This window comes from Lacicoccus kunmingensis DSM 17847 (assembly GCF_059568765.1).
The window spans coordinates 43,630-67,606 of the sequence record NZ_JCANUC010000007.1; the positions used below are offsets into that span (position 1 = coordinate 43,630).

Below are 23,977 nucleotides of genomic sequence, written 5' to 3' on the forward strand. Positions count from 1 at the left end.
CACGGATTCATGTGATGGCCCCGGTCAATACTTATTTTAAGAGTGCTTTTAGAGTGAAAATCTTATTTTGGATGGATGATACATGAAAAAATTCTTAATGATATTATTACCTGTCATCCTTCTCTTTACAGTATTAATAATTTTATTTATTCCCTTTAAACAATCGCTCACATTTTATGAAGAAAATACAAGTGATATCGAAGCATACTTACCGTTAGAAGATGGGGATACTTTCCAGATTATTTTCACCCACTCTATTCACTTAACTGATGTAGTGGAAAAGTATATTGTTTTGGAAAATCAAGATATACAACAGTATGAGATAGTTTATGAGGAGTTTGGAATCGGAATGCCTTCCAATGCACAGGGGAATGAAGAATTCGTTTATGAGGACGGTAAATATCACATAAAGAATATGGAAAATATTTTTCCTGAAATTAAATTGAGAAATGGTAAGGCAGTGTCAGAACACAGGCTTGTATGGGGTTCAGATCATGAATACATTACAGAGTTTAATAATTATTTTGAACCGGGTGCCTGGTTTACCATAAAAATTGATAAATTGTCTCTATGGCAAATGATACAAGGGGTGAGGGTCCATGAGTGATTCAAAAAAACAGAGTGAGGAGCAAAATGCACAGGAACAGCAAGATAAGAGAATAGAAGAGAAACAGGCAGCAGGAGAAGAATTATCCCGGGAAGAACAAGATAGACTGATAGAAAAATATGATACTGAATCAAACACCAGGAATCTTACCGGTATCGTTGGCACCATCGTTTTCCTGATACTTATAGCATTTTCATTATTCCAGATTTACACAGGTATGTTTGGGCAATACACGGCTTATGTACAGCGTACGGTCCACCTGGGCTTTGCGCTTGTACTGATCTTTCTGCTGTTTCCTGCAAGAAGAGGCGGTCCAAAAAGAAAGGTTGCCTGGTATGACTATATACTCGCAGTTTTATCCATTATCGTAGCCGGATACTGGCCGGTATATTATGACACGATAGTCCAGCAGCTTGGCGGTGTCACCGAAGCTCAGTTGGTCATAGGTGCTTTGGCTATTTTACTTGTTCTGGAAGCTTCAAGAAGAGCCGTAGGTTTACCGATTGTAATCGTGGCCGGCGCTTTTCTTGTCTATGCATATTTTGGACCACAAATGCCTGGAGGACTAGCCCACCGGGGACTTAGTCTGAACCAGCTGGTCAACTCTATGTTCTTCACAACTGAAGGTATTTTGGGTACACCATTAGCAGTTTCCTCAACATATATTTTCCTGTTTCTGTTATTCGGGGCTTTCCTCGTACAAACTGGAGTGGGAACGTATTTTAATGACCTTGCTTTGGCCATAGCCGGAAAACGTGTCGGCGGGCCGGCAAAAGTGGCAATCTTCTCGAGCGCCCTTAATGGTACGATTTCGGGGAGCTCAGTGGCCAATACGGTAACAACAGGTTCTTATACCATACCCATGATGAAAAAATTGGGTTATCGTAAAAACTTTGCCGGGGCGGTTGAAGCCGCCTCCTCCACCGGTGGTCAGCTGATGCCGCCGATTATGGGTGCGGCAGCTTTTCTGATGATTGAATTTGCAGGGGAAAGTTACTGGGATATCGCAAAAGCAGCGACCATACCTGCACTTTTATACTTCACAGGAATATGGATAGTCACCCATTTCGAAGCAAAACGAATTGGTCTGCTTGGGCTTCCGTCGGATCAACTGCCGAATAAATTGGAAGTTTTAAAGAAAATACATTTATTACTTCCAATTGTAGCAATCGTATGGCTTCTGTTTCAGGGGTTCAGTATTGAAAGAACTGCACTTTATGGTATAGCAATCACTATTATTGTCAGTCTGTTCCGTAAAGATACAAGAATCACTCCGAGTAAGTTTATCGTCGCTCTGACCTCAGGAGCCAGGACAGCGTTGGGGGTGGCAGCGGCTACAGCTTGTGCGGGTATCATTGTTGGTGTTGTGACAAGAACCGGCCTGGGATTAAAATTCGGTAACATGCTCGTTGATATTGCTGGAACTCTTGCATTTAATGTGGATATGCAACTAATACTCACGCTGGTATTTACAATGATTGCTTCCATTATTTTAGGTATGGGATCACCAACTACAGCAAACTATATCATTACCTCGACGATAGCACTGCCGGCAATTCTTGCCCTCAATGATCAGTTGGACGTTGCAGTGCCTGTACTTGCGGCGCATATGTTCGTCTTTTACTTTGGTATAGTGGCAGATATTACGCCACCAGTTGCTCTTGCCGCTTTTGCGGCAACGGGGATATCCGGAGGAGAGCCGATGCGGACAGGCGGAAACGCAGTCAAACTGGCGATAGCCGCATTTATTATTCCTTATATGTTCGTCCTTCAGCCGGAGATATTAATGATAGATACAAACGTTTGGGAAGTCACTTTTATCGTCATTACTGCATTGATGGGTATGAACGCCATCGGGGCCAGTATGGTTGGTTACTGGTATAGGAAGATCCCGTGGTATGTCAGAATAATCGCGTTCCTGACAGGACTGCTTCTAATGTACCCTGGTACGATGTCAGATATTATCGGTATCCCGGCCTTTGCACTGTTGATTATCTTACAGTTTGTAATAAAGGGCGGCACCGGTAAAAATAAAGAAGCACAGAGTGCAGGTTAAACTATTAAAGAAATGCATCCTCATATGAGGATGCATTTTATATTGCCAATTAATTTTTACAGGAAACAGTCTCCTTAGGCAGGGACGGATGACATTTAAAATCGATGTAAAATTAAAGCCAGCATACACTATGAGGTATGCTGGCTATAATTTATTATGTTGCGGGCAGTTCTTTATTTTTCCATTTGAAATAATTAAATCCCAAAACGACTGCTATAATTATAATTCCGGAGATATCTGTAAAGGTTTCCGGTGCTACGGAAAGTACCGCTGCAGCGATAAGGACGAACCTGGAGATTACTCCCAGATGGGTTTTAAAGAACCCTTCAAGTCCTGCAGATAACGCCGTCAATCCTATGACAGTGGTTATTACGACTATGATGATATCGAACACGCTTGCGAGCGGATATTCACGTGCGTTTGCTGCCAACCCTTCAATATCGACCATAAGAAGTGCCGGTTCATATATGAATATGAATGGGATAAGGAAACCGGCTATGGACAATTTCAATGCCTGGAACCCGGTTCTCATCGGATCGCCACCTGAGACCCCTGCGCCGGCAAAGGCTGCAAGTGCAACAGGAGGTGTGACGTTTGCAAAGATGCCAAAGTAAAAGACGAACATATGCGCAAGCAGTACCGGCACTCCAAATTCTGCCAAAGCAGGTGCTGCCATAGTGGCTGTAATGATATACGCAGGAATCGAAGGCAGGCCCATCCCTAGCACCATTGAAGCGATCATCGTAAAGAATAGTGTCAGGAAGAGTGAGCCTGCACCGATACTTGCAATTGCAGATGTCAGTACTGCACCAAATCCTGTAAGTGAAACGACACCTATGATAACACCAACCACAGCACAAGCGATCATTACGGATAATGCCTGCTGTGCACCGTCTGCCATAGCATCAAAGATATCTCTGAAAGACATACGGGTTGTTTTTCGAAGCGTTGCTACAATTATTGTAAGGAATATTGTGAAGATCGCGGCTCTTGGTATTGGCATATTCATGAATAACATGACAATCAGACCGATGATAGGGATGAGCAAATGACCCCTTTCAAGCAATACTTCCTTGACTCTTGGCAAATCAGCTTTAGGTATCCCCTTCAGATCACGCTTTCCAGCACGATAATGGACTTGCAGAATTACTGCGAAGTAATACAATATTGCAGGTAAGACTGCTGCGAGTGCGATAACCCCATAGTTAATTCCAGTGGTCTCGGCCATGATAAAAGCACTGGCACCCATAATCGGAGGTAAAATCTGCCCGCCGACCGAGGCGCTGGCCTCGACTGCTCCTGCAAAATTTTTATTATAGCCAACTTTTTTCATTAGAGGGATTGTAAACGCACCGGTACTTACAACGTTCGCCACTGCCGCACCATTGATACTCCCCATAAAACCGCTGGATACAACCGCAACTTTTGCCGGGCCGCCTTTATTTGCGCCTGCAAGTGCCATCGCGAGATCATTGAAAAACTGTCCCATTCCTGACTTTTGAAGAAAAGCCCCAAAAAGTATGAACAGGAATATGAAGTTTACTGAAGCGGCAATCGCCGTGGAATATAGTCCTTCAGTACTCAAATATAATTGGCCGAATATGTCCCCTGTACTGTAGGGTCTTGTCAGCATCATATTTGGAAGGAACTCCATATGACTGATAAAAGGATAAGCTAAAAATACAAGAGCAAGGATTGGCAGGATGAGACCGGTCACTCTTCTCGCCGCTTCAAGTATCAACACTACAGTCAGTATGGCCATTGCAATATCCATATTATTAGGAATACCGCCGCGTTCTGTCATAATTGCCTGATACTCTGTAAAAATATAGATTGCAGTGTAAAGACTCAGTGCAGCTAATATCCAGTCCAGGATAGGCAACTTTGTCCGGTTCTGCTTTTTAAACATGGGAAAGAGCATGTAAACAAGTGTGAGACCGACTGCAACGTGAATTGAACGCTGCTGAAGCGCCGGCATGGGATTGAACACCATATATAAATGGAATAATGAGTACAGTACAGCGACAAGAGTGACAATCCAAAAAATAGTTTTACTGTCAAACTGTCTGGTAGTTGAATCCTTATCATATTTCTCGAGGACTTCTTGTGTATCCGGTGCGACTGTTGGTTCTTTTGTCATATTAACCCCCCTGTTAATTGCAAAAATAAAGGCCGGTTTTCGATACTGACTTTAACGGAGATGTTTGAATCAAACATCTCATAAAGTAAATGCTCTTGATCATTCTGAATGATTTTAGTCTTTACATTTTCTGAAACATTCATATAAAGATTGGGATAGGTGTCGTTAACCGTGAATTTAACGTAGCCGTCATCTGTGATTTCAGGTGGTTCTTCAGAGTATGAAGGAACGCCGGCACCAAAAGTTTTAAAATAGGTTTCTGTCAGAAGCAGATTATTATCACGAACTTCATATACCTCATACCATTCTTCATGTTCAATCGAGTGAATCCAGTGCAATTCAAATGTTTCAGCTTCCAAATAAACAGGCTCATAGCCTTCAGCTTCAATAACAAGTGAAGACTTCGGCCAAATTAAAAATAAGAGGAGCACTATAACAATGCTCCCGGATAAAATCCATCTTATTTTACTGCTCATCGTAGAATCGTTGTGCGCCTGGATGTACATCTATTACCATGCTCTCCACTGAGTTTTCAATACTGATATCAGCAGCTGCCTGATGTGAATTCTCGAGTGAGTCCAGATTTTCGAATAAATATTTGGTCAAGTTATAGACGTCGTCTTCACTGATGTCTTCCCTTACTACTAAAGCATTCATAATGGCTACTGTAGGTACAGCCTCTTCATTACCATAAGTATCTGCCGGAATCTCCATGGATTCGAAGTAATCTTCCTCCATCCCTTCTACTACTTCAGGATCGATGGAAACCACTTTTAAATCAATAGAGTTTTCCAGTTCCATAACAGAAGCGTTTGGCAGACCACTTGTCAGAAATGCGGCATCCAGCTGGCCGCCTCTGATGGCTTCAGCTGCCTCAGCGTAACCCAAATAATCGACATCCAGGTCGTCATATGACATATCATGTGCATCAAGTACAGATCTTGTCGCAATCTCTACACCTGAATTTTGGTCACCGACCGCAACTCTTTTTCCTGCAAGGTCTTCCACACTGTCAATTCCAGCGCTTTCAGAAGTGATAAGTTGTACGAAGTTCGGGTAAAGTGCAGCAACCTGCTGCACATTCTCAATCGGCTCGTCGAATGATTCTTCACCATTGATAGCCTGAACAAGCGCATCACTCATAACAAATGACATTTCAACACTTTCCTGATTCATAAGATTCAGGTTTTCAGCAGACGCACCTGTTGTCTCTGTCCTGGAGTTCACTCCAAATTCATTACTGTAACCGTCCGCTAAAGTAGTGGCAATGATATTGTACGGTCCTGAGGAACCGCCTGTCGCAATTGTGACAATGTTAGTTTCAAGTTCTGCTGAACCATTGTCTCCGTTTTCTGTGGATCCGTCTGTTTCTTCAGTGCCTTCCTCTGCCGTTTCGGAATCTCCGCCATCATCCCCGCAGGCAGATAAGAAAAGACTTGCAGCGAGAATGACACTTAAGTACTTGCTAAATTTCATAAATTTATCCCCCTTTATCTTATTAAGTAAAATTATAGCAGAGCCTTCACCAAATGAAAACGCTATCTGTCAGAATTGACAAACTATTATCATATTTGAAATAAAAACCATACTCCATAATTTTATTACGAAATATGGTTTATGGATAAAAGCTATTCTTCTATAATCGCAACCGGGTTACATATGCTCGCGTCTCTTCCGACGATTCTTAGCGGTGTACAGTAAATTTTTTTGATTGTTTTATTAACGACCGGTTCGAGGTTTACATCTTCATAAATCAGTATCGTTTGATTCGGCCCTGCAGGGTCCAAAAATGCTTTATGAGTTCTGAAGTTATTGGTCTTTCCAATGGGGATATTTTCGATGCTCAGTGTATCGATGGCTACGGCTTTCACCTTTGGCAGGTGCTCTCTGATATATTCAGCAGCTTCGGGGCTGACTGTAGAAAAGCCGTTGGAATAACTTTCAAAGTCACTGTTTCTTTTCTTATAAGCATGTGTGTTAAATATCAGTATATCCGCTTCGTGGAGGTGTTCACCGTATTCTTTCAACTGTTCTATTGTGATCAGTTCGTTTTCTTTTTGAGCGGGCACATCAATAATTAAAGGATTGTCATATACGAAATTTTCTGCAGGTATACTGTCAATGCCGACACTTTCATCACTGAAGTGATGAAAAGGCGCATCTACATGCGTACCGGCATGTAAATATGTTGTCAGTACACTGCCGTTCCAATGGTCGCCTTCTTCCTTATTTTCTCTCAATTCGACTTTTACTTCGGGGAGACCCGGAAAAACCGGACTGCCCTCATAAATCGGATAGCCCAGGTCAACATACTTTTCTGTCATCATTGATTCCCTCGTTTCTTTTAATAGTATTAAAACACTGATGACTGTATACGTGGATTGTTGAAGATAAAGCAGCGATGAGTCAGTTTATTTTCTGAAAATTGTGATGTTACAATATGATAACATATGTAATGAAAGCCGTTCCAACAGTAAAAATTAAATTTTATTTCGGCAGAAGAGAATGTATACTGGGATATGAATAGATAATACTATCCGTAAAGGAAGTTATATAAATGACTAACAGATACAGGCAGGCACAAAGGGCCACAATCATAGGCATAGTCGTCAACATTATCCTGGCGATTATAAAAGGAATTGGCGGAATAATGGGAAACAGCCGTGCACTTATTGCGGATGCTGTTCATTCGGCCTCGGATGTCATCAGTTCGGTGGCTGTCTTTATCGGTATCAGAGCTGCACAAAAGCCGCCTGACAGGGAGCATCCATACGGTCACGGGAAATCTGAGAATGTTGCTACACTAATAGTGGCGATTCTGCTGGTCGTTGTCGGTTTTGAAATCATGTATAACTCAATCTCTTCAATCTGGACTGAAACGGCCAATGAAGTGACATCCATGATGGTGCTTTACATCATTATTTTCTCGCTTGTCATCAAAGAAGTGCTATTCCAGTATAAGTATCGTCTCGGCAGGAAAATCAGCAGTCCTGCATTGATCGCCGATGCCTGGCATCATCGTACGGATGCAATATCATCTGCGGTTGCACTGTTCGGTGTCGGTCTGACTATAATAGGTTCCCGTTTTGATATCCCCTACCTCATTTACTTCGATCCAATTGCGGGTGCCGTCATTGCAATCATCATCATGTACATGGGTTTTCAATTGGCCAGGGAAGCTGTGAGTATGACACTTGAAGTCGTGTTGAACGAAGATGAGACAAGGGACATGATGATGACAGTAAAAGCTGTGGAAAAAGTTGTAAAGATAGACAGCCTCAGTGCCCGTTCACACGGTTCGTATGTCATCGTGGATATTAAAATTTCGGTAGATGCGAACATCACAGTGGAAGAAGGTCACAGAATCGCACGGGATGTGAAACAGAAACTCATCAAAGAGCACGATATAGTAAGAGATGTCAATGTGCACGTCAACCCGTATAATCTTGAGAATAAGAGCGAAATTTAACAGAAAAGAAACCCGCTTCATTGAGGTCTATTATCATCGGCCTTAAAGGAGGACGACTATTAAATGAATCACTGGGATGAAAAATTTAAGAGTGAAGATTACATTTATGGTATCGAGCCCAATGAATGGATCCGCTCTGTTTTTAATGAAAAGGGAAACCTGGATATTGCACTGCTTGCTGAAGGTGAAGGCAGAAATGCTGTATATCTGGCAGATCTCGGGCATGAAATTACCACTTATGATTATTCCAAAGAAGGCATCGAAAAAACGAAGCGGCTCGCTGCTTCAAAAGGCGTTGATGTGACTGCCAATCTGCAGGATATTACCGTTAAAGAAGCCCTCCCGTCCAATTTTTACGATGCTGCTGTCTGTGTTTTTGGGCATGTGCCAAAAGAAGGCAAAGAAACGATGTTTTCCAATATGATCAACAGTGTAAAGTCTGGCGGTATGATTGTTTTTGAACTGTATTCAAAACAGCAGTTGGAATTCAAAACCGGCGGACCGCCAAGCATCGACATGCTTTTCAGTATTGATGAAATTGAAAGTTATCTTGAAAACTTTTCAGTCGATATTATCAAATTGGGAGAAGTCATCACGGAAAGGCGTGAAGGAAAGATGCACAATGGTAAAAGTGCCGTTATTCAGGGTAAAATTTAAAAAAAGTAAATATGTAATAAAAAATCACTTCCACAAACATTCTTTCAGATTATGGAAGTGGTTTTTTATTATATTTCCTGATCTTTTGATTCCATCAGTTTATTATAAGATTCCAAATACACTTTTTCCGCATCGGACGCTCTTTCCCTTGAATTCATCGCCCGGTGCCAGAATGGGTATAGTGCCTCCGGGGCAGTGAGGTCATTGATCTGTGCAATATCCTGATCGGTGAGCTGAAGGTTATAAGATGCGACATCTTCATACCATTGTTCATTATTGCGTGCACCGATAATGACTGAATCAACGTTCGGCCTGTCCCGTACCCATGCAAGAACGATCTGCGTGACGGTGGCGTTATGCTTCGATGCGATATCTTTCAGCATGTCAACGAGATCATAAAACATTTCTTTATCTTTGATATAGGGTTCCGGCCAGCCTTCACCCTGGCGGGTGCCGGGTTCGGCTTTTTTGTTTCTGGAAATTTTTCCTGTAAGCAGCCCTTCACCAAGCGGGGACCAGATCGTATTGCCGATGCCGAGCTCCTGCCCTGCCGGCAGCAGTTCGTACTCTGCTTCACGTGATTCCGGGGTGTAATAAATCTGGTGAGCAACCGGCGGTGCGAGATTATTCTCCACAGCATACGTATGAGTTTTTGCCAGCTGCCACCCGCTGTAATTCGACACACCCCAGTAGCGGATTTTACCCCTCTTGATGAGATCGTTCATTGCATGGACGGTTTCTTCAACAGATACTTGGCCGTCCCATGTATGCACATAATATAAATCAAGGTAGTCCGTCCCGAGTCTCTGTAATGATTCATCGACGGAAGCTTCGATATTGATTCGGGTCGCTCCGACATCATTCGGATTATCAGACATCCTGAAACCTGTTTTGCTCGCAATCGTCATCTCTGTGCGCTTGCTTCTGATTGCTCCGCCCAGCACTTTTTCTGCATCGCCTTTTGCATAAAGATTCGCGGTATCAAAATGGTTGATGCCATTATCCAGTGCATAATCCACCATATGATCTGCCGTGTCCTGATCCATATCAGCTGCAGGTTCAAATCCTTTAGTGCTGCTGAACGGAATGGTTCCGAGCGCATATTTGGAAATGTTCAATCCTGAGCTGCCAAGTAATGTGTAGTTCATCATAAATCCCTCCATTACTTATAAATTCCCCGGGAAATAAATGATTAAACCGGAATAGTGGAGAGCGCCTGTGCAAGGTCTTCTTTTAAATCTTCAGAACTTTCAAGGCCGATGGACAGGCGCAGCAGATTATCCGGCGCCATCGTCAGTTCTTTTTCAACGGAAGCGCGGTGTTCGATGTAAGTATGTGTGCCCCCGAGACTCGTTGCCTGTGTAATGATTTTGACCGTGTTGGCGATTTTCAGTGCATCCTTCTCGCTGCCTTTGACTTTAAAGGACAGCAGGCCGCCGAAATCGTTCATCTGTTTTTTTGCAATTTCATGTCCGGCGTGGCTTTTCAGACCGGGATAATAAACAGCTTCAACCTTCTCGTGAGCTTCCAGGAAGTCAGCAATGATTTTGGCGCTGGTGCACTGCATCATCACTCTGGCTGACAGTGACTGGACACCGCGAAGTGCAAGCCAGCTGTCAAAGGAAGACGGCACAGCACCTTTGGCATGCTGCCAAGTTCTTAGATTTTTCAGCATGTCATTATCTTCTCCGGCAATTACAGCGCCGAGCAGAAGGTCACTGTGGCCGCCGATATATTTTGTCACCGAATGCAGTGAGAAATCGACACCGAGTGAGAGCGGCTGCTGAAGCACCGGTGTTGCAGCAGTATTGTCGATCACTGAATATGCCCCGGCCTGCTTTGCCATGTCGGCAACAGCTTTAATATCAATGATTTTAATTTGAGGATTTGAAGGTGTCTCCATCCAGACCAATCCTGTCGGCGCACTTTCAATAGTGCTTTTCACCATATCAAGGTCTGTCATGTCCACTGTGACGATATCGTATCTTCTGCCGATATCCGTCTCCATCAGCATAGTGCGGACACCAAAGTACATATCGTCCGCCATGACGATTCTTTTAGGTTTTTCCTCAGGCAGCGCCTCGATGACCGATGATATTGCCGCCATACCAGAGGCATAAGTCACACAGTCACAGCCATTCTCAAGCGAGGTCAGACATTCTTCAAGCGAACGACGGTTTGGATTATCTCCTCTGCTGTACATGAATCCATCTGTATAAGAACCATCAGCCGAGCGCTCATATGTAGTTGAAAGGTGAATCGGTGTAGTTACAGCTCCTGTCGTCGGATCGATTTCGCGTCCGGCATGGACAGCTTTTGTTTCAAAACGCATATATATCCCTCTTTTTTTCATAATATATCAACATTATATAGGTTATTGACAGACTAATCACTAAATTCAAAATAAAAAAGCCTGAAGAAGGCCTTTTTATTTAACGGAAATACTATGTTTTCCCTAAATATTGATTACCATTCCGGCTTCAGCGAGTTGTATATTTTCATTTCCATGGTGTTTTGCACTATCGAGTAATACATCCAGTGCACCCCGGTGAGGCAGGTTTGTTAAAATCGTCAGCCCGGCATCGGCTTTCGCAGCAAGTAAACCTGCTTCCCCTGCATTCATATGACCTTCTGACCGTGCATCAAAGCCTTCATAAAAACTGCAGTCGGCAAGCAGCAGATCGGCCCCAAAAGCAAACCGGATCAGCCCGGTATTGTAACTTGAGTCCGAGGTGTATACGAGTGTTGAACCAGAATCATCCACTGCCCTGACTGCATAAGTTTCTCCTGGATGCGTATTGCGGTGGAAATCAAATTTGAACGGGCCGATCTCAAATTTACTGTTCTTTTTAATCATATGAAACTTGCTGTACTTTGCCCGTTTCATCAGTCTGACCGGTCCACCGCTTTCCGGACCATACAGGTTCAGATGCTGGTTACGGTGATTAAATCTTCCGGCGAGTCTCCGTGCCAGCATGAATGCTTCCAAATCTGCAGCATGGTCATGGTGATAGTGCGTCAGTATAATGTGATGGATATCATGAATGTTGATGTAATCCTGTACGTGTGCCGCAATGCCGCTTCCCGCGTCAATGAGTATTGTAACCCCGTCCTTCTCCAAAAGGTAACCTGAAGTGGCTTCATTAGTTTTAGGGAAACTGTTCCACAGCCCGACAATAGTAATTTTCATGGCCTCATCTCCCAGTCCCGTTTTATTATATATACCCGTTGTGCCCCATGACCAAGCAAAAAATTCACCTGTATATCTAAATTTCAAAATCTCTGCTGTTTAATTTTTAGTATAGTTGTTGCCCTTACGTTAATCGCAAGGGGATTAAAATGAATCCATAAAAAACTCCTGAGAAATAATTTCTCAGGAGCTGAATTTGGATAATATATTTTATTGATCAGATTTGTCATTTTTCATTTTGTCTATCAATCTCTGCATTTCATTGATGTAGTCTTCTTTTGATTCGGTATTGCCGTACTCTTCAATTTCAGGTGCTTTTTCTTCATCAGGGTGGTGATAATCGTAATTCTGATCATCATCCGATTGAGTCATTTCCTGTGCTTTTTCACGTTGGTTCGCATCAATTTCTTTTTGCGTAATGACCTGACCCTCAGGTGTCATATATTTTTTATGCATATTGCGTGTTTCTTTATCTATATAGCTGTAGAAAATCGGTATGACGAACAGTGTGAAGATGGTACTGCTTGTAAGCCCGCCGATGACTACCGTACCCATCGGTGCGATCATATCTCCGCCTTCCCCGATACCCATGGCAAGTGGCAGCATACCGAGGGCCGTAGTGAGGGCAGTAATGAGAATTGGTCGGAAACGGTGCTGTACACTGATTTCCAATGCTTCCAGTGTCGGAATGCCTTTTGCTTTTTGCTGATTGGTATAATCCACAATGAGTATGGAGTTATTGACGACGATACCGAGCAGCATAATAATACCCACGAATGAAACGACGCTCAGTGGACTATTCGTAAGAAGTAATGCAGCCATGACACCTATGATACTGAGCGGCATCGCAATAATGACGATGAATGGATGTTTAAATGATTCGAACTGCGCCACCATTACAAGGTATATGAATACTATTCCTAAAATTAGAGCGAGTACCATCTGCGGCAGTGCATCCGACAGCATTTCCAGATCTCCGCCTATTGTATAGGAAGTTTCATCACTATAGTCCGCACCGGAAATAATATCCTCAACGTGTGCCCCTGCCTGATTTAAAGACATGTTTGAATTGTAAGTGACAGTAATTTCACTGGTCTCTTCCATGTCGTCTCTTGTAATTAACGGGAGCATCTCAGCTTCTTCGAGATCTGCGACTTCGCTGATTGCGATATATTCACCTTCAGCATTTGGAATTTCAATGCTTTCGAAGTTTTCAATGCTGTCCAGATACTCAGAAGGGTATTTGACAGAGATGGAAAGGAAGTCCTCTTCGCTTTCGACCGTTGTCGCCTGGATGCCGTTTGACGCTTCGTAAAGCGCAGAACCGATCTGTGCCGGCTGAAGACCGTTTTCTCTTGCAGCTTCTCTGTCGACAACGACCTGCAGCTCTTCGACCATATCTTCACGTGTGGAGGTTACATCTTCGATGTCACTGTCTGCTTCTAATTCATCGATGATGATTGCCTCTGATTCTTTCAGTCTCTCCGAATTGTCATCAGAAATATTGAAGGTCATCGTATTCGGTTCAGCACTCATACCTGACTGGGACATCGGTATCACATTAATATCCGCGGATTCATCAAGAGCTTCTATATCATCTTCAATACTGCTGATGAAATCGTTTGTTGTGACACTGCGTTCATCCGGACTGACGAGAGTTGCTGTAACGTTAGCCTGGTTATTTGTTTCGGACATCATCATGGGTTGAGTGGACCCGATATTACTTAAATAAATATCCACTTCAGAATGATCTTCCAGTTCTGCTTCGATACTTTCAACAGTTTCTAAAGTGTCCTGATAAATTGTGCCTTCTTCTTTTTCAATTTCAATTGTGAATGCACCTTCGTCACTTTCAGGCATCAATGTCAGCCCTTGTACATATATGCCGAATATACCGGCAAACATTAACAGTGCAGTGATGATCAGTACAATGACCCGGTGGTTCAAAGTCCAGCGGGAGAATTTTCTCAAGACTTTCATGTATGGCCGTTCACTTCTGAGTGCTTCAAGATTTTCCTTAGGCGCTTTGAGTATGCGACTCGCAAGCATCGGAACAACAGTCAAAGCAATGAATAGTGAAGCGAATAAACTGAACACGACTGTGATTGCCAGTGGTGTGAACAGCTGGCCGACCAGACCGCTGACAAATACTACAGGAAGAAATACAGCACCTGTAGTCAGTGTCGCCGCAATGATTGCAGAAGCGACTTCCCTGGCTCCTTCACTTGCTGCGCGTTTGGGATCTTTGCCCATGGACAGATGTCTGTATATATTCTCAATCACAACGACCGAGTTATCGACCAGGAGACCGATACCGAGCGTCAGTCCCCCGAGTGTCATTAAGTTTATACTGATATCCGTAAAGAAAAGCAGTGCGAATGTGGTAATGACAGAGAACGGTATGGCGAGACCTATAATTAAAGGCGCCTTCAGGTTTCTAAGAAACGCAAAGAGTATGACCATCGCGAGCACTGCACCCAGAATCAGGGCGGTGTAAACACTGTTGATGGAGATATCGATGAATTCACCTTCATCATATAAAGTTTCCACGTTCAGGTTGCTGAATTCATCTTCATCCAGCTTTTCATCTAAAACTTCATTAAATTCCTTATTGACATTTGAAGCATTCGCGTCGGAAGCGAGCATGACATCAATGGAAAGCGCATCTTCCTGATTCAGACGCGTAATGGAATTGTCATCCTCACTTTCGATTGAAACGTCTGCGATATCGCTCAGTGCCAATGTCCCTCCGTCAGGCAGGTCAGTAATGACAAGCTCCCTGAGTTGTTCGACACCGTCGATGGCACTGATGGTGCGGGTGGAAATGGATTCGCCCGCCTCTTCATCCACAATGGTAGCGTTGGGGATAGAAATATTATTGGCTTCTATTATGGAAGCAACATCGGATTGACTGAGTCCATATTCTGAAAGTGCGTCAGTGTCCAGATTCACCTGAATCTCTTCGACGACATCGCCGTTCAGAGTGATTGAAGCGACGCCTTCAATATTTTCAAGTTCTGAAATCAGGTCATTCACCTGATCCTGATATTCAACGACTTCTTCCCCGCTCGATGATACAGCCATCTGTATACTTGGCATCATCGATATATCGAATTCAAGAAAAGACGGCGCACCTGCCTGTTCAGGTAAGTCAGCACTGTCCATCGCTTTTGTTATATCATTTTCAACATCCTCGATAGACATGTCGTAACCAAATTCCAAAATGACGATGGAAGAACTTTCCTGTGATTGAGATTGGATATTGGTTAAGCCGTTCAGCGAAGACAGTTCTGTTTCCATGGGCTTAGTAACATCTTCCATAACTTCTTCAGGACCAGCGCCCTGGTATGTTGTGGCTACAGCTGCGATTGGCGGCTGGATGTTCGGCATCAGCTGCAGAGGCAGTTGTGTCACTGACACACCTCCAAGTAACATCAGAATAATCATAATTACGATTGTGAATTTAGGCCGTCTTATGGAAAAATCCGATAATTTCAAATTATTTTCGCTCCTTATTTTTATGTGTTTATTATTTGTAATCGTTTATTTGTTTTAACCCAACACCGTGTTGTACAATATTAAATACTACCGATATTACGCTATTCTATCAACAAACAATCTTTGGCAAAGTGTTGAAAAGAGGGAATTATGTCGAAAATGAGTCAGACAGAAGAGACAAGAAAAAACTTGATTGAGGCATTCTGGGAGTTATACAAGGAAAAACGACTAATGAAAATAACAGTCAAAGAAATTACAGATAAAGCGGGCTACAACCGCGGCACATTTTATACTTATTTCTCTGATGTGTATCAAATTCAGGATATACTAAAAAAATCTCTAATACCAGAAAAAGATATGATATTGGATCCTCTGATGTCACTGGAGAAAAGCGGGGGTAAAATATTTGAATCATTTGAGAAAACGAACGCTTATATACAGGAGAATAGCGAAAAGATAGCTGTTATGATTGGTCCTGAAGGTGATCCGAGTTTTGTTCATGAATTTAAGAAAGAGATAAGAGAGATTATCATGAGTTATGTTTACGAAATCGGTATTAAAGAACCCGGGAAGTTTGAGTATATTATCGAATACGAGATATCCGCGCTGATCGGCATATTCCAGTTATGGATGGAAAAAAATGAAGATATGGATGAATATGCACTGGCTGAGCTGATGGAAGAGGTTTCAAACAGCGGTGTCACATCCATGATGGAATCCATGCTGAATGATAAAGCATAAAATAAAGCACCTCTTTACCAAAAAAGGTAAGAGGTGCTTTATTATTTTATTCAGCCGGCTCGAGTTCTTCAATGGATTCGATATCCATATACTCAGGAACCACAATACCATTTCTCGTATCTGTAGAGTTAGGACCTAAGTCCTCAAAGTTTCCTTCATGCTCTTCATAGTGATGGCCTTGTGTTACAGGCAGCCACGGCGCAACGGTTGCATCTGCTTCGCCGTTTGCGATGGCCTGGAATACGATTGCAGGGTCGACATCAGTGACAGTCACTTCATAACCCAGTTCTTCCAGTACTGTGCGCACAACTTGAGCGGAAGCAACTTCCGATTCCCAGGACATGGATACAAGTTCGAATGGTTCACCGTCCACTGGTTCAATACCATCCACCCACTCGTCTACTTTATTCTGGTTATTGTCCACCCATTCTTCTGCGGCTTCAGGGTATGAGCTGTCTTCTCCTTCATACATGACCTGTTCCATATCTTCGAGATCCCAGGAGAAAGCGTCAAGCATCTGGTATGCTTCAGGTTTATCTTCCTCGAGTCCAAGACGGGCGATCGTATGTACATCTTCTGTTTCACCCATTCCGCCTTCAGGATCATCAAGATATTTCAAATCAAATTCAACAAATTTATAATGCGGTGACCAGCCAGTGATAAATATAGGCTCTTCGTTGTCAATCGCATCTCTCAGTTCTGTCATCATACCGCCTGTGGAACTCTCTTCCAGAGTCCAGCCGTCAAGATTATCGTAAGTGTCCAAAGTGTTATGAGCGAGTTCAGTGATGCCTGCACCCGGTTCAATGCCGTAGATGGTGTAATCGACTGCTTCACTGTAGTTCACATCTTCTCCATCGCCTTCTGCGTCTGCAGAACTGTCATCACTGCCATCACTGCCATCACTGCCTTCTCCGCCGCATGCTGCGAGTACTAAAACTAAAGTAAACACTGTAAACAGACCTAAAAACTTCTTAATGAGAAATCCCTCCATAATTTTGAAAATACAGAAATTTATATGCGTTATTAACCTTATCACAGTAGGTATTGGTGTCAAGGTCATGGGGAGGGCCCATCTTTTGTTTCAGTATGGGGTTGATGAACGGTCCGAGCCTATTTGTACCGGCATCCGGTTTGTTATGAAAAAGACCGGAACAAACGTCCCGGTCCTGGCATAAAATCAGTATGATGAATTGTATCCGATAATTCCCTTTGTCACATGGCCGTCTTCAACTTTCAATGCAAGTTCGTTTTTGTCGGCGTCGTTTTCCTGCCCGCCTAAAAGATATACGTAGGTGTCATAAGTGCCGTCGTGGCCCTCGTGTACTTCATAATCATTTCCGTAAACGTCTATAACATCTTCAACCGGGAGCTCATCCGGCTTTATAGGGAAATCAACTTTTGTGGAACTGATGGCATCCCCGTGTAAAGTGATTTTCTGGTCATAAACTTCTTTTGTCTCAACTAATCCGCCATCTTCTGAACTTTCGATGTAATCTCTTTCTGAAGCTTCAATATTATATCCGTTAAAATTTAACTTGCCGTTTGTTTCCAATGTTTTTTTAAAATCAGAATCGAGGACAAAACTGCCGTCCCCTTGTCCTGTGTCACCTTTATAATTATAGTTGTGGGATTCAGTTTCCGATGCTTCTGCTGTATTCGTTTCATTTTCCTGGTGAACAGCATCTGTACCAACGACTAAGGAAGCTGCCACACCTGCTGAAGTCAGTACTTTTAACAGTGCGTGTTTATTCATATGGAACATCTCCTGTATTTAATCTATATTCAATTTTCAACAAGAGTATTACATATTATGAAGCGGGCGTGCAATGAATAACTGTGAACTGTCATAACAATTCAATTATTTTCTGAATTTAATCTGTTCCCAATGAAAATCTCATAATTTACAAGTACAATTGAACAAACCAGTATTTTTATTTTAAACGGCAGGTGAGGATATGACTGAGATCAGGCTCAGAAAAAATAAACTGATGATTGACGAGCCACTGAATATTAAAGTATACACTTCGGAACAGGAACAACAGGTCACCGTCCGGATGGAAGTTGATGACGATGAACAAAAGACCTTTCATTCATACGGCGATTTCACATCAGATGAAAGTTATGAAATAGATTTAAATACAGCAGTTCCTGTAAATGGCACTTATCAACAGGCTGATGGGGCGGGTCTGCTTTGGTCGATGATCGGCAAAAAAAGAAATAAAGACGATTATTTCGTTAAGAAAACAGACAAAGATCTGGAAGCGACGCTGTACGTGACTGCCGACGATAAGATCCAGGCGACAGAAGTTGTCACACTCCAGTTCAAAAACGATTCGATTGAAGAGCTTGAGTTGGAAAACTCTGTTATAAAGGGCAGTCTGTATGCACCCACAGAACCGGGTCAATATCCGGCTGTCATGATTTTAAGCGGATCCGACGGCGGCAATGAAGCCCATGCTGCATCATTTCTTGCGGGTAAAGGCTACCTTGTACTCGCATTATCCTACTTTAATGATGAAGGGTTGAATGAACATCTGGAAAATATCGATCTTGCTTATTTTAAAACGGCTGCCGATTATTTATCCAACCACGATAATAGCAACGGTAAAGTCAATCTGGCCGGCTACTCCAAAGGCGCAGAGCTTGCATTGCTGCTTGGGAGCACATTTAATTGTTTTCAGTCCATTGTGGCGGGTGCGGCTTCGAATTATGTCACTTCCGGCATGAAAGGTGGCATATTTGCACCTGTTCCGGGGTGGTCACATAAGGGTGAAGCTCTTCCTTATCTGAAAATGAAATTCCCCGTCAGCTTCATGTTTTCCACAATTAAAAATTATATAAGGAAACGCCCGATGTACTTTCTTGAAATTTGGAAAAAATCCTTAAGCAGAAAGAATGTATCTGAATATAAAATCAATTTGGATAAAATAGATGCACCTCTCCTGATAATTTCAGGAGGGGATGACAAGTTATGGCCATCAGAGAATTTCAATAATGAAATTCAAGCGGAAAGAAATAATGAAAATGATTGTTATCTTTCATATAAAAAGGCAGGACATTTTATTTCTTTCCCATACAATTTCTATCAACTGCCTGCCAATGTTCTTATGGATCTTGATGGCATGATTATAGATTTTGGCGGTACAAAGCAAGAAAACGCCAAGGCTGCGGAAGACTCGCTGACAAAAATACTTGCATTCCTCGACCAAAATAATATTTAAGATATTTTAATTTAAATCATATGAACTTCACTGTGTTTATATACAATACGCATATAAGCACCTGGCATATGGTAAACTGAAACCATCTTTTTAATCAGTTTTATACCATACGGAAATCAGGTGATGCTGTCTATGACAAAGAAAGATTATGCAACGCTGGCTGCTGAAATTATTGAACTGGTTGGCGGAAAAGAGAATATCGACAGTGTGATTCACTGTGTGACCCGTCTCCGCTTTTATCTGAAAAATCCTTCCAGGGCAAATACTGTAAAGATGGAGGCACTGGACGGAATAATGGGTGTGGCTGAAGCCAGCGGGCAATACCAGGTGGTCGTCGGTCCCGCTGTTGATGATATTTATAAAGAGGTGTCAGCAAGATTGCCTAAAGCAGAAACTGACGGGTCAGACAGGGAATCAGATTTGGGTGCAATCGGTCAGGCAACTTTTTACGGCAGTATCAAAAATAATTTTAATAAATTCATCGGTCTGATTACAGCGTCAGTCATGCCTGTAATCAATATTCTGGCTGCTGCGGGCATTATAAAAGGTCTTCTAGCAGTGCTTACAAGCTTTGATCTGATTACAGAAACAAGCAATGTCCATTTGATAATCAGTGCTATGACAGATGCGGTGTTCTACTTCCTGCCTATTCTTGTCGGTTTTAACGCAGCGAAAAGACTGAATGGCAACCCACTTTTAACAGCTGTCATCGGCGGGGTCATCATCCACCCTTCCATATTGGAAGCGGCAAATGCTGATGCGGGTGTATTCTCAATCGGAACGTTCGAATTTCCTTTCGTCGCCTATACATATTCGATATTTCCGATGATTCTGGCAGCCTGGATGATTAAAAAACTTGAGGATTGGCTGAAGACTTGGGTTTCATCCTATATTCAGTCGATCTTCATACCGATGGTCGTCATTGGAGTTGTTTCCTCAATCACAATCATTATTACAGGTCCTGTGCTGGTCGGCCTGTCATCGGGTCTTGCGAACGGGCTTGAAACTCTGCTGAATGTAAATGCACCGGTCTTTGGCGCGGTCATCAATGGATTTTATCAAATTCTGGTAGTGTTCGGACTGCACTGGGGGATCATCCCGGTCTATGTCAATGACTTTGCCACGCTTGGATACAGTTACCTGTCCGCAATAGTCAGCATGACGATTGTGGGACAGGGCGGTGCGGCACTTGCTGTCGCTGTAAAATCCAAAAAGACTGAAATTAAAGAGATTGGATATGCAGGAGCTTTCTCAGCGTTTTGCGGTATTACAGAGCCGGCAATCTATGGAATCAACCTCAGGTTCAGGAGACCATTCATATGTGCCAGTATTGCCAGTGCCGCTGGAGGATTGCTGACAGGCCTGTTCGGTATAAATATGTGGAGCATTATAGGATCGATTATCGGTCTGCCCTCATTCATCGATCCGGAAAACGGTATGACAGCAAATTTCTGGTATGCAGTCTTTGTCACGTTCTTTACTTTGTTTTCAGCGTTTATATTGACTTATATTTGGGGATACAACGATAAAATGGTCATGGAAAAGAAACGTGAAAAGCCGAAAAACCCTGCTAAAGTGAATTCATCTGAATAAAATTAAAAAACAGGCGGACCCTGCTTTAGGAAGGTCCACCTGTTTTTAGTCATGTCAGATGCTGTTTGAATGTGTTATCATAATGCGCCAGTGTGAACGCGGCGTAATATGGTACTAAAGGGGTCTGTGTGAGCTCGTCTTTCCATGCTTTCTCAAACGCATTGTCAATAATATAATTTAAAACAGTCCCGTAGTAGGTGGAATCGTACACTTTGCTTAAAATATGGGGGTTGTCACTTATGAGTATACTTATAACGATTTTAAACGTGTCGTTGAATTCACCTGTATTTTTCTCAATCTGCTGAAGGAATGGCTCCATACCTTTTGTGAATTCGATGATTTTATTTCTGACTGAAATATTAACACTCTCCATTTCCTCAGGCAGCTGCAATTCGTAAAAATCAATCTCATTTTTGTTCAAGGTGAATTTATCCAATACTTCCTGTTCCATCGGATATTGAAGTTTGTCAGCCTCTATATAAACACCGTGTGTACTTTGTATCAAAGATAATTTTAATAATTCCACTTTAATAAAAGTCCGGCACAGTTCGACGATAGACAGATGATTAAATCCTTCGTCTTTAAAAGTTGTCTGAATCTCTTCGAAATGGTCAGCTTCTTTGTCCATCATGCCGGGAAGATGCCGGGAACGCATGACAAAACTTTTATAGTCCTCAGCTTCAAGCAATTGTGCCTTTGTTTTTTTATAACTGTCCATTGAAATTCTCCTCTGTTTAATATCATTGCCAGTATTTTAACATACCTTTAAATAGGTATATAAAATTAAATTCAACTGATCTCTGAAATTAACTAATTATTAGGCAAAGTACTAATATTTCGAGTAATGGAATTTAGAGGGTTAATTAATTTATTTTAATGCATTTTATAAATGGAGTGTATATAATAAATTTGAAGTGAAGTTTGTAAATGTTATATTAAATTAGTAAATATAGAGTAAAGCTTCTCAAGTACCAAAGTGGAGGTATTTAAATGGAACTCAGCCCGATGGAAGTGCTGTTCACTTTTTTAGGTGGACTCGGTATTTTTCTTTACGGTATTAAAAGCATGGGAGACGGTTTGCAGGCAGCAGCAGGAGACCGGTTACGTGAAATACTTAACCGCATGACGACAAACCCGTTTCTGGGTATTTTGGCAGGTATTATAATCACAATATTGATTCAAAGCAGTTCCGGAACTACGGCAATTACAATCGGTCTCGTTTCGGCAGGTTTTATGACTTTAAGGCAGGCAATCGGCGTCATTATGGGTGCGAACGTCGGTACAACTGTTACAGCTTTTGTCATCGGTCTTGATATCGGTGCATATGCGCTTCCTATCCTGGCCTTTGGTGTAGTGTTGCTCTTTTTCTTCAAGTCACCGAAAGTCAATAACTTCGGCCGTGTATTTTTTGGTTTTGGTGCATTATTTTACGGTTTGGAATTAATGGGAGACGGTGTTGGACCGCTTGCTGACCTCGCATGGTTCTCAGACCTTATGCTTCAACTATCTGATAATTCACTGCTCGGTTTTGCAGTAGGTACAGTACTTACGATAATCGTTCAGAGTTCAAGTGCGACAATCGCAATTTTACAGAATTTCTACATGAATGATCTGATTGATTTGAATGCGGCGCTGCCTGTTCTTCTGGGTGACAACGTCGGTACAACGATTACAGCTCTGCTGGCAGGGCTTGTAGGTACGATCGCAGCAAAACGCGCAGCGGCAGTCCATGTAGTGTTCAACTTGATCGGTGCAGTCATCTTTATGTTGATTCTGCCGCTCTTTACAATTTTTGTCGGTTATCTTGAAACCACTCTGGGGTTAAACGGCCGTATGACCATCGCTTTTGCCCACGGTTCATACAACCTGGCAAATTTGATCATTCATTTACCGCTAATTGGTTTTCTTGCATGGCTTGTTACGAAAATTGTACCAGGTAAAGATTTCTCGGAAGATTACAAACCGGTTCATCTTGATGAATCTCTGATGCTGCAGTCTTCATCACTTGCCCTTCAGGCTTCTCAAAAAGAAATCCAGCAGCTTGGGAAATTGACACTCACTATGCTTGAAGATGCCAGAGATTTCAGCGAATCGAATGATCCGAAAATAGAAAAGCAGATCCGGGAAAAAGAAAATGTCGTAGATGGTTTGAATGAGAGTATCAGAAAGTACTTACAGAACTTATCGAAGTATGATATTTCCACTGATGATGCAATCAGACAGACCACACTTCTTGAAGTCAACAGGATACTGTATAAAGTCAGTGAGCAGGTTGTCTACTTCACTGATTTGAATGTCAAAAAATATCATAAAGATATTGAACTGTCGGAATCGGCAGAAAAAGGGTTGAAAGATTTCCTGAAACACGTTGGGAAATCATACAGAAAAGCTGTGGATGCGATTGATATCTACAATCCGCAGGAAATAGAACACATTTTAACGATGAGCCAGAAAGCGACGAATATCGAGAAGAAACTTAGAAAACAGCACGTGAAACGTATGAACAAAGGAATCTGTTCTACAGACGGCGGTCATTTGTATGTGGATTTAATCAGTACTCTTGAGAGAATTGGCTATAACACAAGAAACATCATAGAACTGAGTCTTGAAGAAGATGACGGTACAGAAGAAGATCAAGTCATTTTTGATTAAAGATAATAACACTCTGCAGTTTGAGCTGCAGGGTGTTTTATTTATATTCCAGCCATGATAATGTTTTTTCTTCTCCTTCTCTAACCTGCCGATTTGAATAATTTTAAAGACTTAGGGTATTCAAATAATAAGAGAATAACACTCGATTTT

The 23,977-nt window shown here is 42.3% G+C and carries 19 protein-coding genes; 8 read left to right on the top strand and 11 right to left on the bottom strand.

Annotated elements, in window-relative coordinates; translation table 11 throughout:
- Window positions 1–82 precede the first annotated feature (82 nt).
- Together BO48_RS08600 and BO48_RS08605 are read left to right on the top strand one after the other, a co-directional pair.
- Window positions 83–607, top strand: a complete 525-nt coding sequence (locus BO48_RS08600) for a DUF1850 domain-containing protein (RefSeq protein WP_496367031.1) — start codon at window positions 83–85, stop codon at window positions 605–607.
- Complete coding sequence (locus tag BO48_RS08605) at window positions 600–2,663, top strand: TRAP transporter permease (protein WP_496367032.1); 2,064 nt, start codon at window positions 600–602, stop codon at window positions 2,661–2,663. Before BO48_RS08600 ends, BO48_RS08605 begins: the two co-directional genes overlap by 8 nt.
- A gap of 154 nt (window positions 2,664–2,817) precedes the next feature.
- Here the strand turns inward: BO48_RS08605 and BO48_RS08610 are convergent, their stop codons facing one another.
- From BO48_RS08610 to BO48_RS08625, 4 genes are all read right to left on the bottom strand, one after another.
- Entirely contained in the window at window positions 2,818–4,803 is a 1,986-nt protein-coding gene (locus tag BO48_RS08610) for a TRAP transporter permease (protein ID WP_496367034.1), read from the bottom strand.
- A complete protein-coding gene (locus tag BO48_RS08615; RefSeq protein WP_496367035.1) occupies window positions 4,800–5,279 on the bottom strand; it encodes a DUF1850 domain-containing protein in 480 nt (159 codons plus the stop codon). Before BO48_RS08615 ends, BO48_RS08610 begins: the two co-directional genes overlap by 4 nt.
- Entirely contained in the window at window positions 5,269–6,279 is a 1,011-nt protein-coding gene (locus BO48_RS08620) for a TAXI family TRAP transporter solute-binding subunit (protein WP_496367036.1), read from the bottom strand. Before BO48_RS08620 ends, BO48_RS08615 begins: the two co-directional genes overlap by 11 nt.
- Before the next feature lie 152 nt (window positions 6,280–6,431).
- Entirely contained in the window at window positions 6,432–7,127 is a 696-nt protein-coding gene (locus tag BO48_RS08625) for a cyclase family protein (RefSeq protein ID WP_496367037.1), read from the bottom strand.
- Between the two features lie 233 nt (window positions 7,128–7,360).
- Here BO48_RS08625 and BO48_RS08630 point away from each other — a divergent pair, with 233 nt between their 5' ends.
- Both BO48_RS08630 and BO48_RS08635 read left to right on the top strand, forming a co-directional pair.
- A complete protein-coding gene (locus BO48_RS08630; protein WP_496367038.1) occupies window positions 7,361–8,272 on the top strand; it encodes a cation diffusion facilitator family transporter in 912 nt (303 codons plus the stop codon).
- 63 nt (window positions 8,273–8,335) lie between these two features.
- Complete coding sequence (locus tag BO48_RS08635; protein ID WP_496367039.1) at window positions 8,336–8,929, top strand: class I SAM-dependent methyltransferase; 594 nt, start codon at window positions 8,336–8,338, stop codon at window positions 8,927–8,929.
- A 68-nt stretch (window positions 8,930–8,997) separates the two neighbouring features.
- On the opposite strand, the gene BO48_RS08640 is transcribed toward BO48_RS08635, so the two are convergent.
- From BO48_RS08640 to BO48_RS08655, 4 genes are all read right to left on the bottom strand, one after another.
- Window positions 8,998–10,077, bottom strand: a complete 1,080-nt coding sequence (locus BO48_RS08640; RefSeq protein ID WP_496367040.1) for an aldo/keto reductase — start codon at window positions 10,075–10,077, stop codon at window positions 8,998–9,000.
- Window positions 10,078–10,121: 44 nt separating this feature from the next.
- Entirely contained in the window at window positions 10,122–11,261 is a 1,140-nt protein-coding gene (locus BO48_RS08645) for a trans-sulfuration enzyme family protein (protein WP_496367041.1), read from the bottom strand.
- 123 nt (window positions 11,262–11,384) lie between these two features.
- Window positions 11,385–12,119 (bottom strand): MBL fold metallo-hydrolase, encoded by a 735-nt coding sequence (locus BO48_RS08650; RefSeq protein ID WP_496367042.1) that lies wholly within the window; start codon window positions 12,117–12,119, stop codon window positions 11,385–11,387.
- Window positions 12,120–12,329: 210 nt separating this feature from the next.
- Window positions 12,330–15,566, bottom strand: a complete 3,237-nt coding sequence (locus tag BO48_RS08655) for an efflux RND transporter permease subunit (protein ID WP_496367043.1) — start codon at window positions 15,564–15,566, stop codon at window positions 12,330–12,332.
- 201 nt (window positions 15,567–15,767) lie between these two features.
- On the opposite strand from BO48_RS08655, the gene BO48_RS08660 reads away from it, so the two are divergent.
- Window positions 15,768–16,358, top strand: a complete 591-nt coding sequence (locus tag BO48_RS08660) for a TetR/AcrR family transcriptional regulator (protein ID WP_496367044.1) — start codon at window positions 15,768–15,770, stop codon at window positions 16,356–16,358.
- Window positions 16,359–16,404: 46 nt separating this feature from the next.
- On the opposite strand, the gene BO48_RS08665 is transcribed toward BO48_RS08660, so the two are convergent.
- Both BO48_RS08665 and isaB read right to left on the bottom strand, forming a co-directional pair.
- The gene (locus BO48_RS08665; RefSeq protein ID WP_496367045.1) at window positions 16,405–17,352 is read right to left on the bottom strand and encodes a glycine betaine ABC transporter substrate-binding protein; all 948 of its coding nucleotides are present in this window, start codon (window positions 17,350–17,352) and stop codon (window positions 16,405–16,407) included.
- A gap of 186 nt (window positions 17,353–17,538) precedes the next feature.
- Complete coding sequence (gene isaB, locus BO48_RS08670) at window positions 17,539–18,114, bottom strand: immunodominant staphylococcal antigen IsaB family protein (RefSeq protein ID WP_496367046.1); 576 nt, start codon at window positions 18,112–18,114, stop codon at window positions 17,539–17,541.
- 202 nt (window positions 18,115–18,316) lie between these two features.
- Here isaB and BO48_RS08675 point away from each other — a divergent pair, with 202 nt between their 5' ends.
- On the top strand, window positions 18,317–19,582 hold the full coding sequence (locus tag BO48_RS08675) for an acyl-CoA thioesterase/bile acid-CoA:amino acid N-acyltransferase family protein (RefSeq protein ID WP_496367047.1): 1,266 nt from the start codon (window positions 18,317–18,319) through the stop codon (window positions 19,580–19,582).
- A 132-nt stretch (window positions 19,583–19,714) separates the two neighbouring features.
- Complete coding sequence (locus tag BO48_RS08680) at window positions 19,715–21,175, top strand: PTS transporter subunit EIIC (RefSeq protein ID WP_496367048.1); 1,461 nt, start codon at window positions 19,715–19,717, stop codon at window positions 21,173–21,175.
- Window positions 21,176–21,224: 49 nt separating this feature from the next.
- On the opposite strand, the gene BO48_RS08685 is transcribed toward BO48_RS08680, so the two are convergent.
- The gene (locus tag BO48_RS08685; protein WP_496367049.1) at window positions 21,225–21,893 is read right to left on the bottom strand and encodes a hypothetical protein; all 669 of its coding nucleotides are present in this window, start codon (window positions 21,891–21,893) and stop codon (window positions 21,225–21,227) included.
- Window positions 21,894–22,165: 272 nt separating this feature from the next.
- On the opposite strand from BO48_RS08685, the gene BO48_RS08690 reads away from it, so the two are divergent.
- The gene (locus tag BO48_RS08690; RefSeq protein ID WP_496367050.1) at window positions 22,166–23,827 is read left to right on the top strand and encodes a Na/Pi cotransporter family protein; all 1,662 of its coding nucleotides are present in this window, start codon (window positions 22,166–22,168) and stop codon (window positions 23,825–23,827) included.
- The last annotated feature ends 150 nt before the right edge of the window (window positions 23,828–23,977 follow it).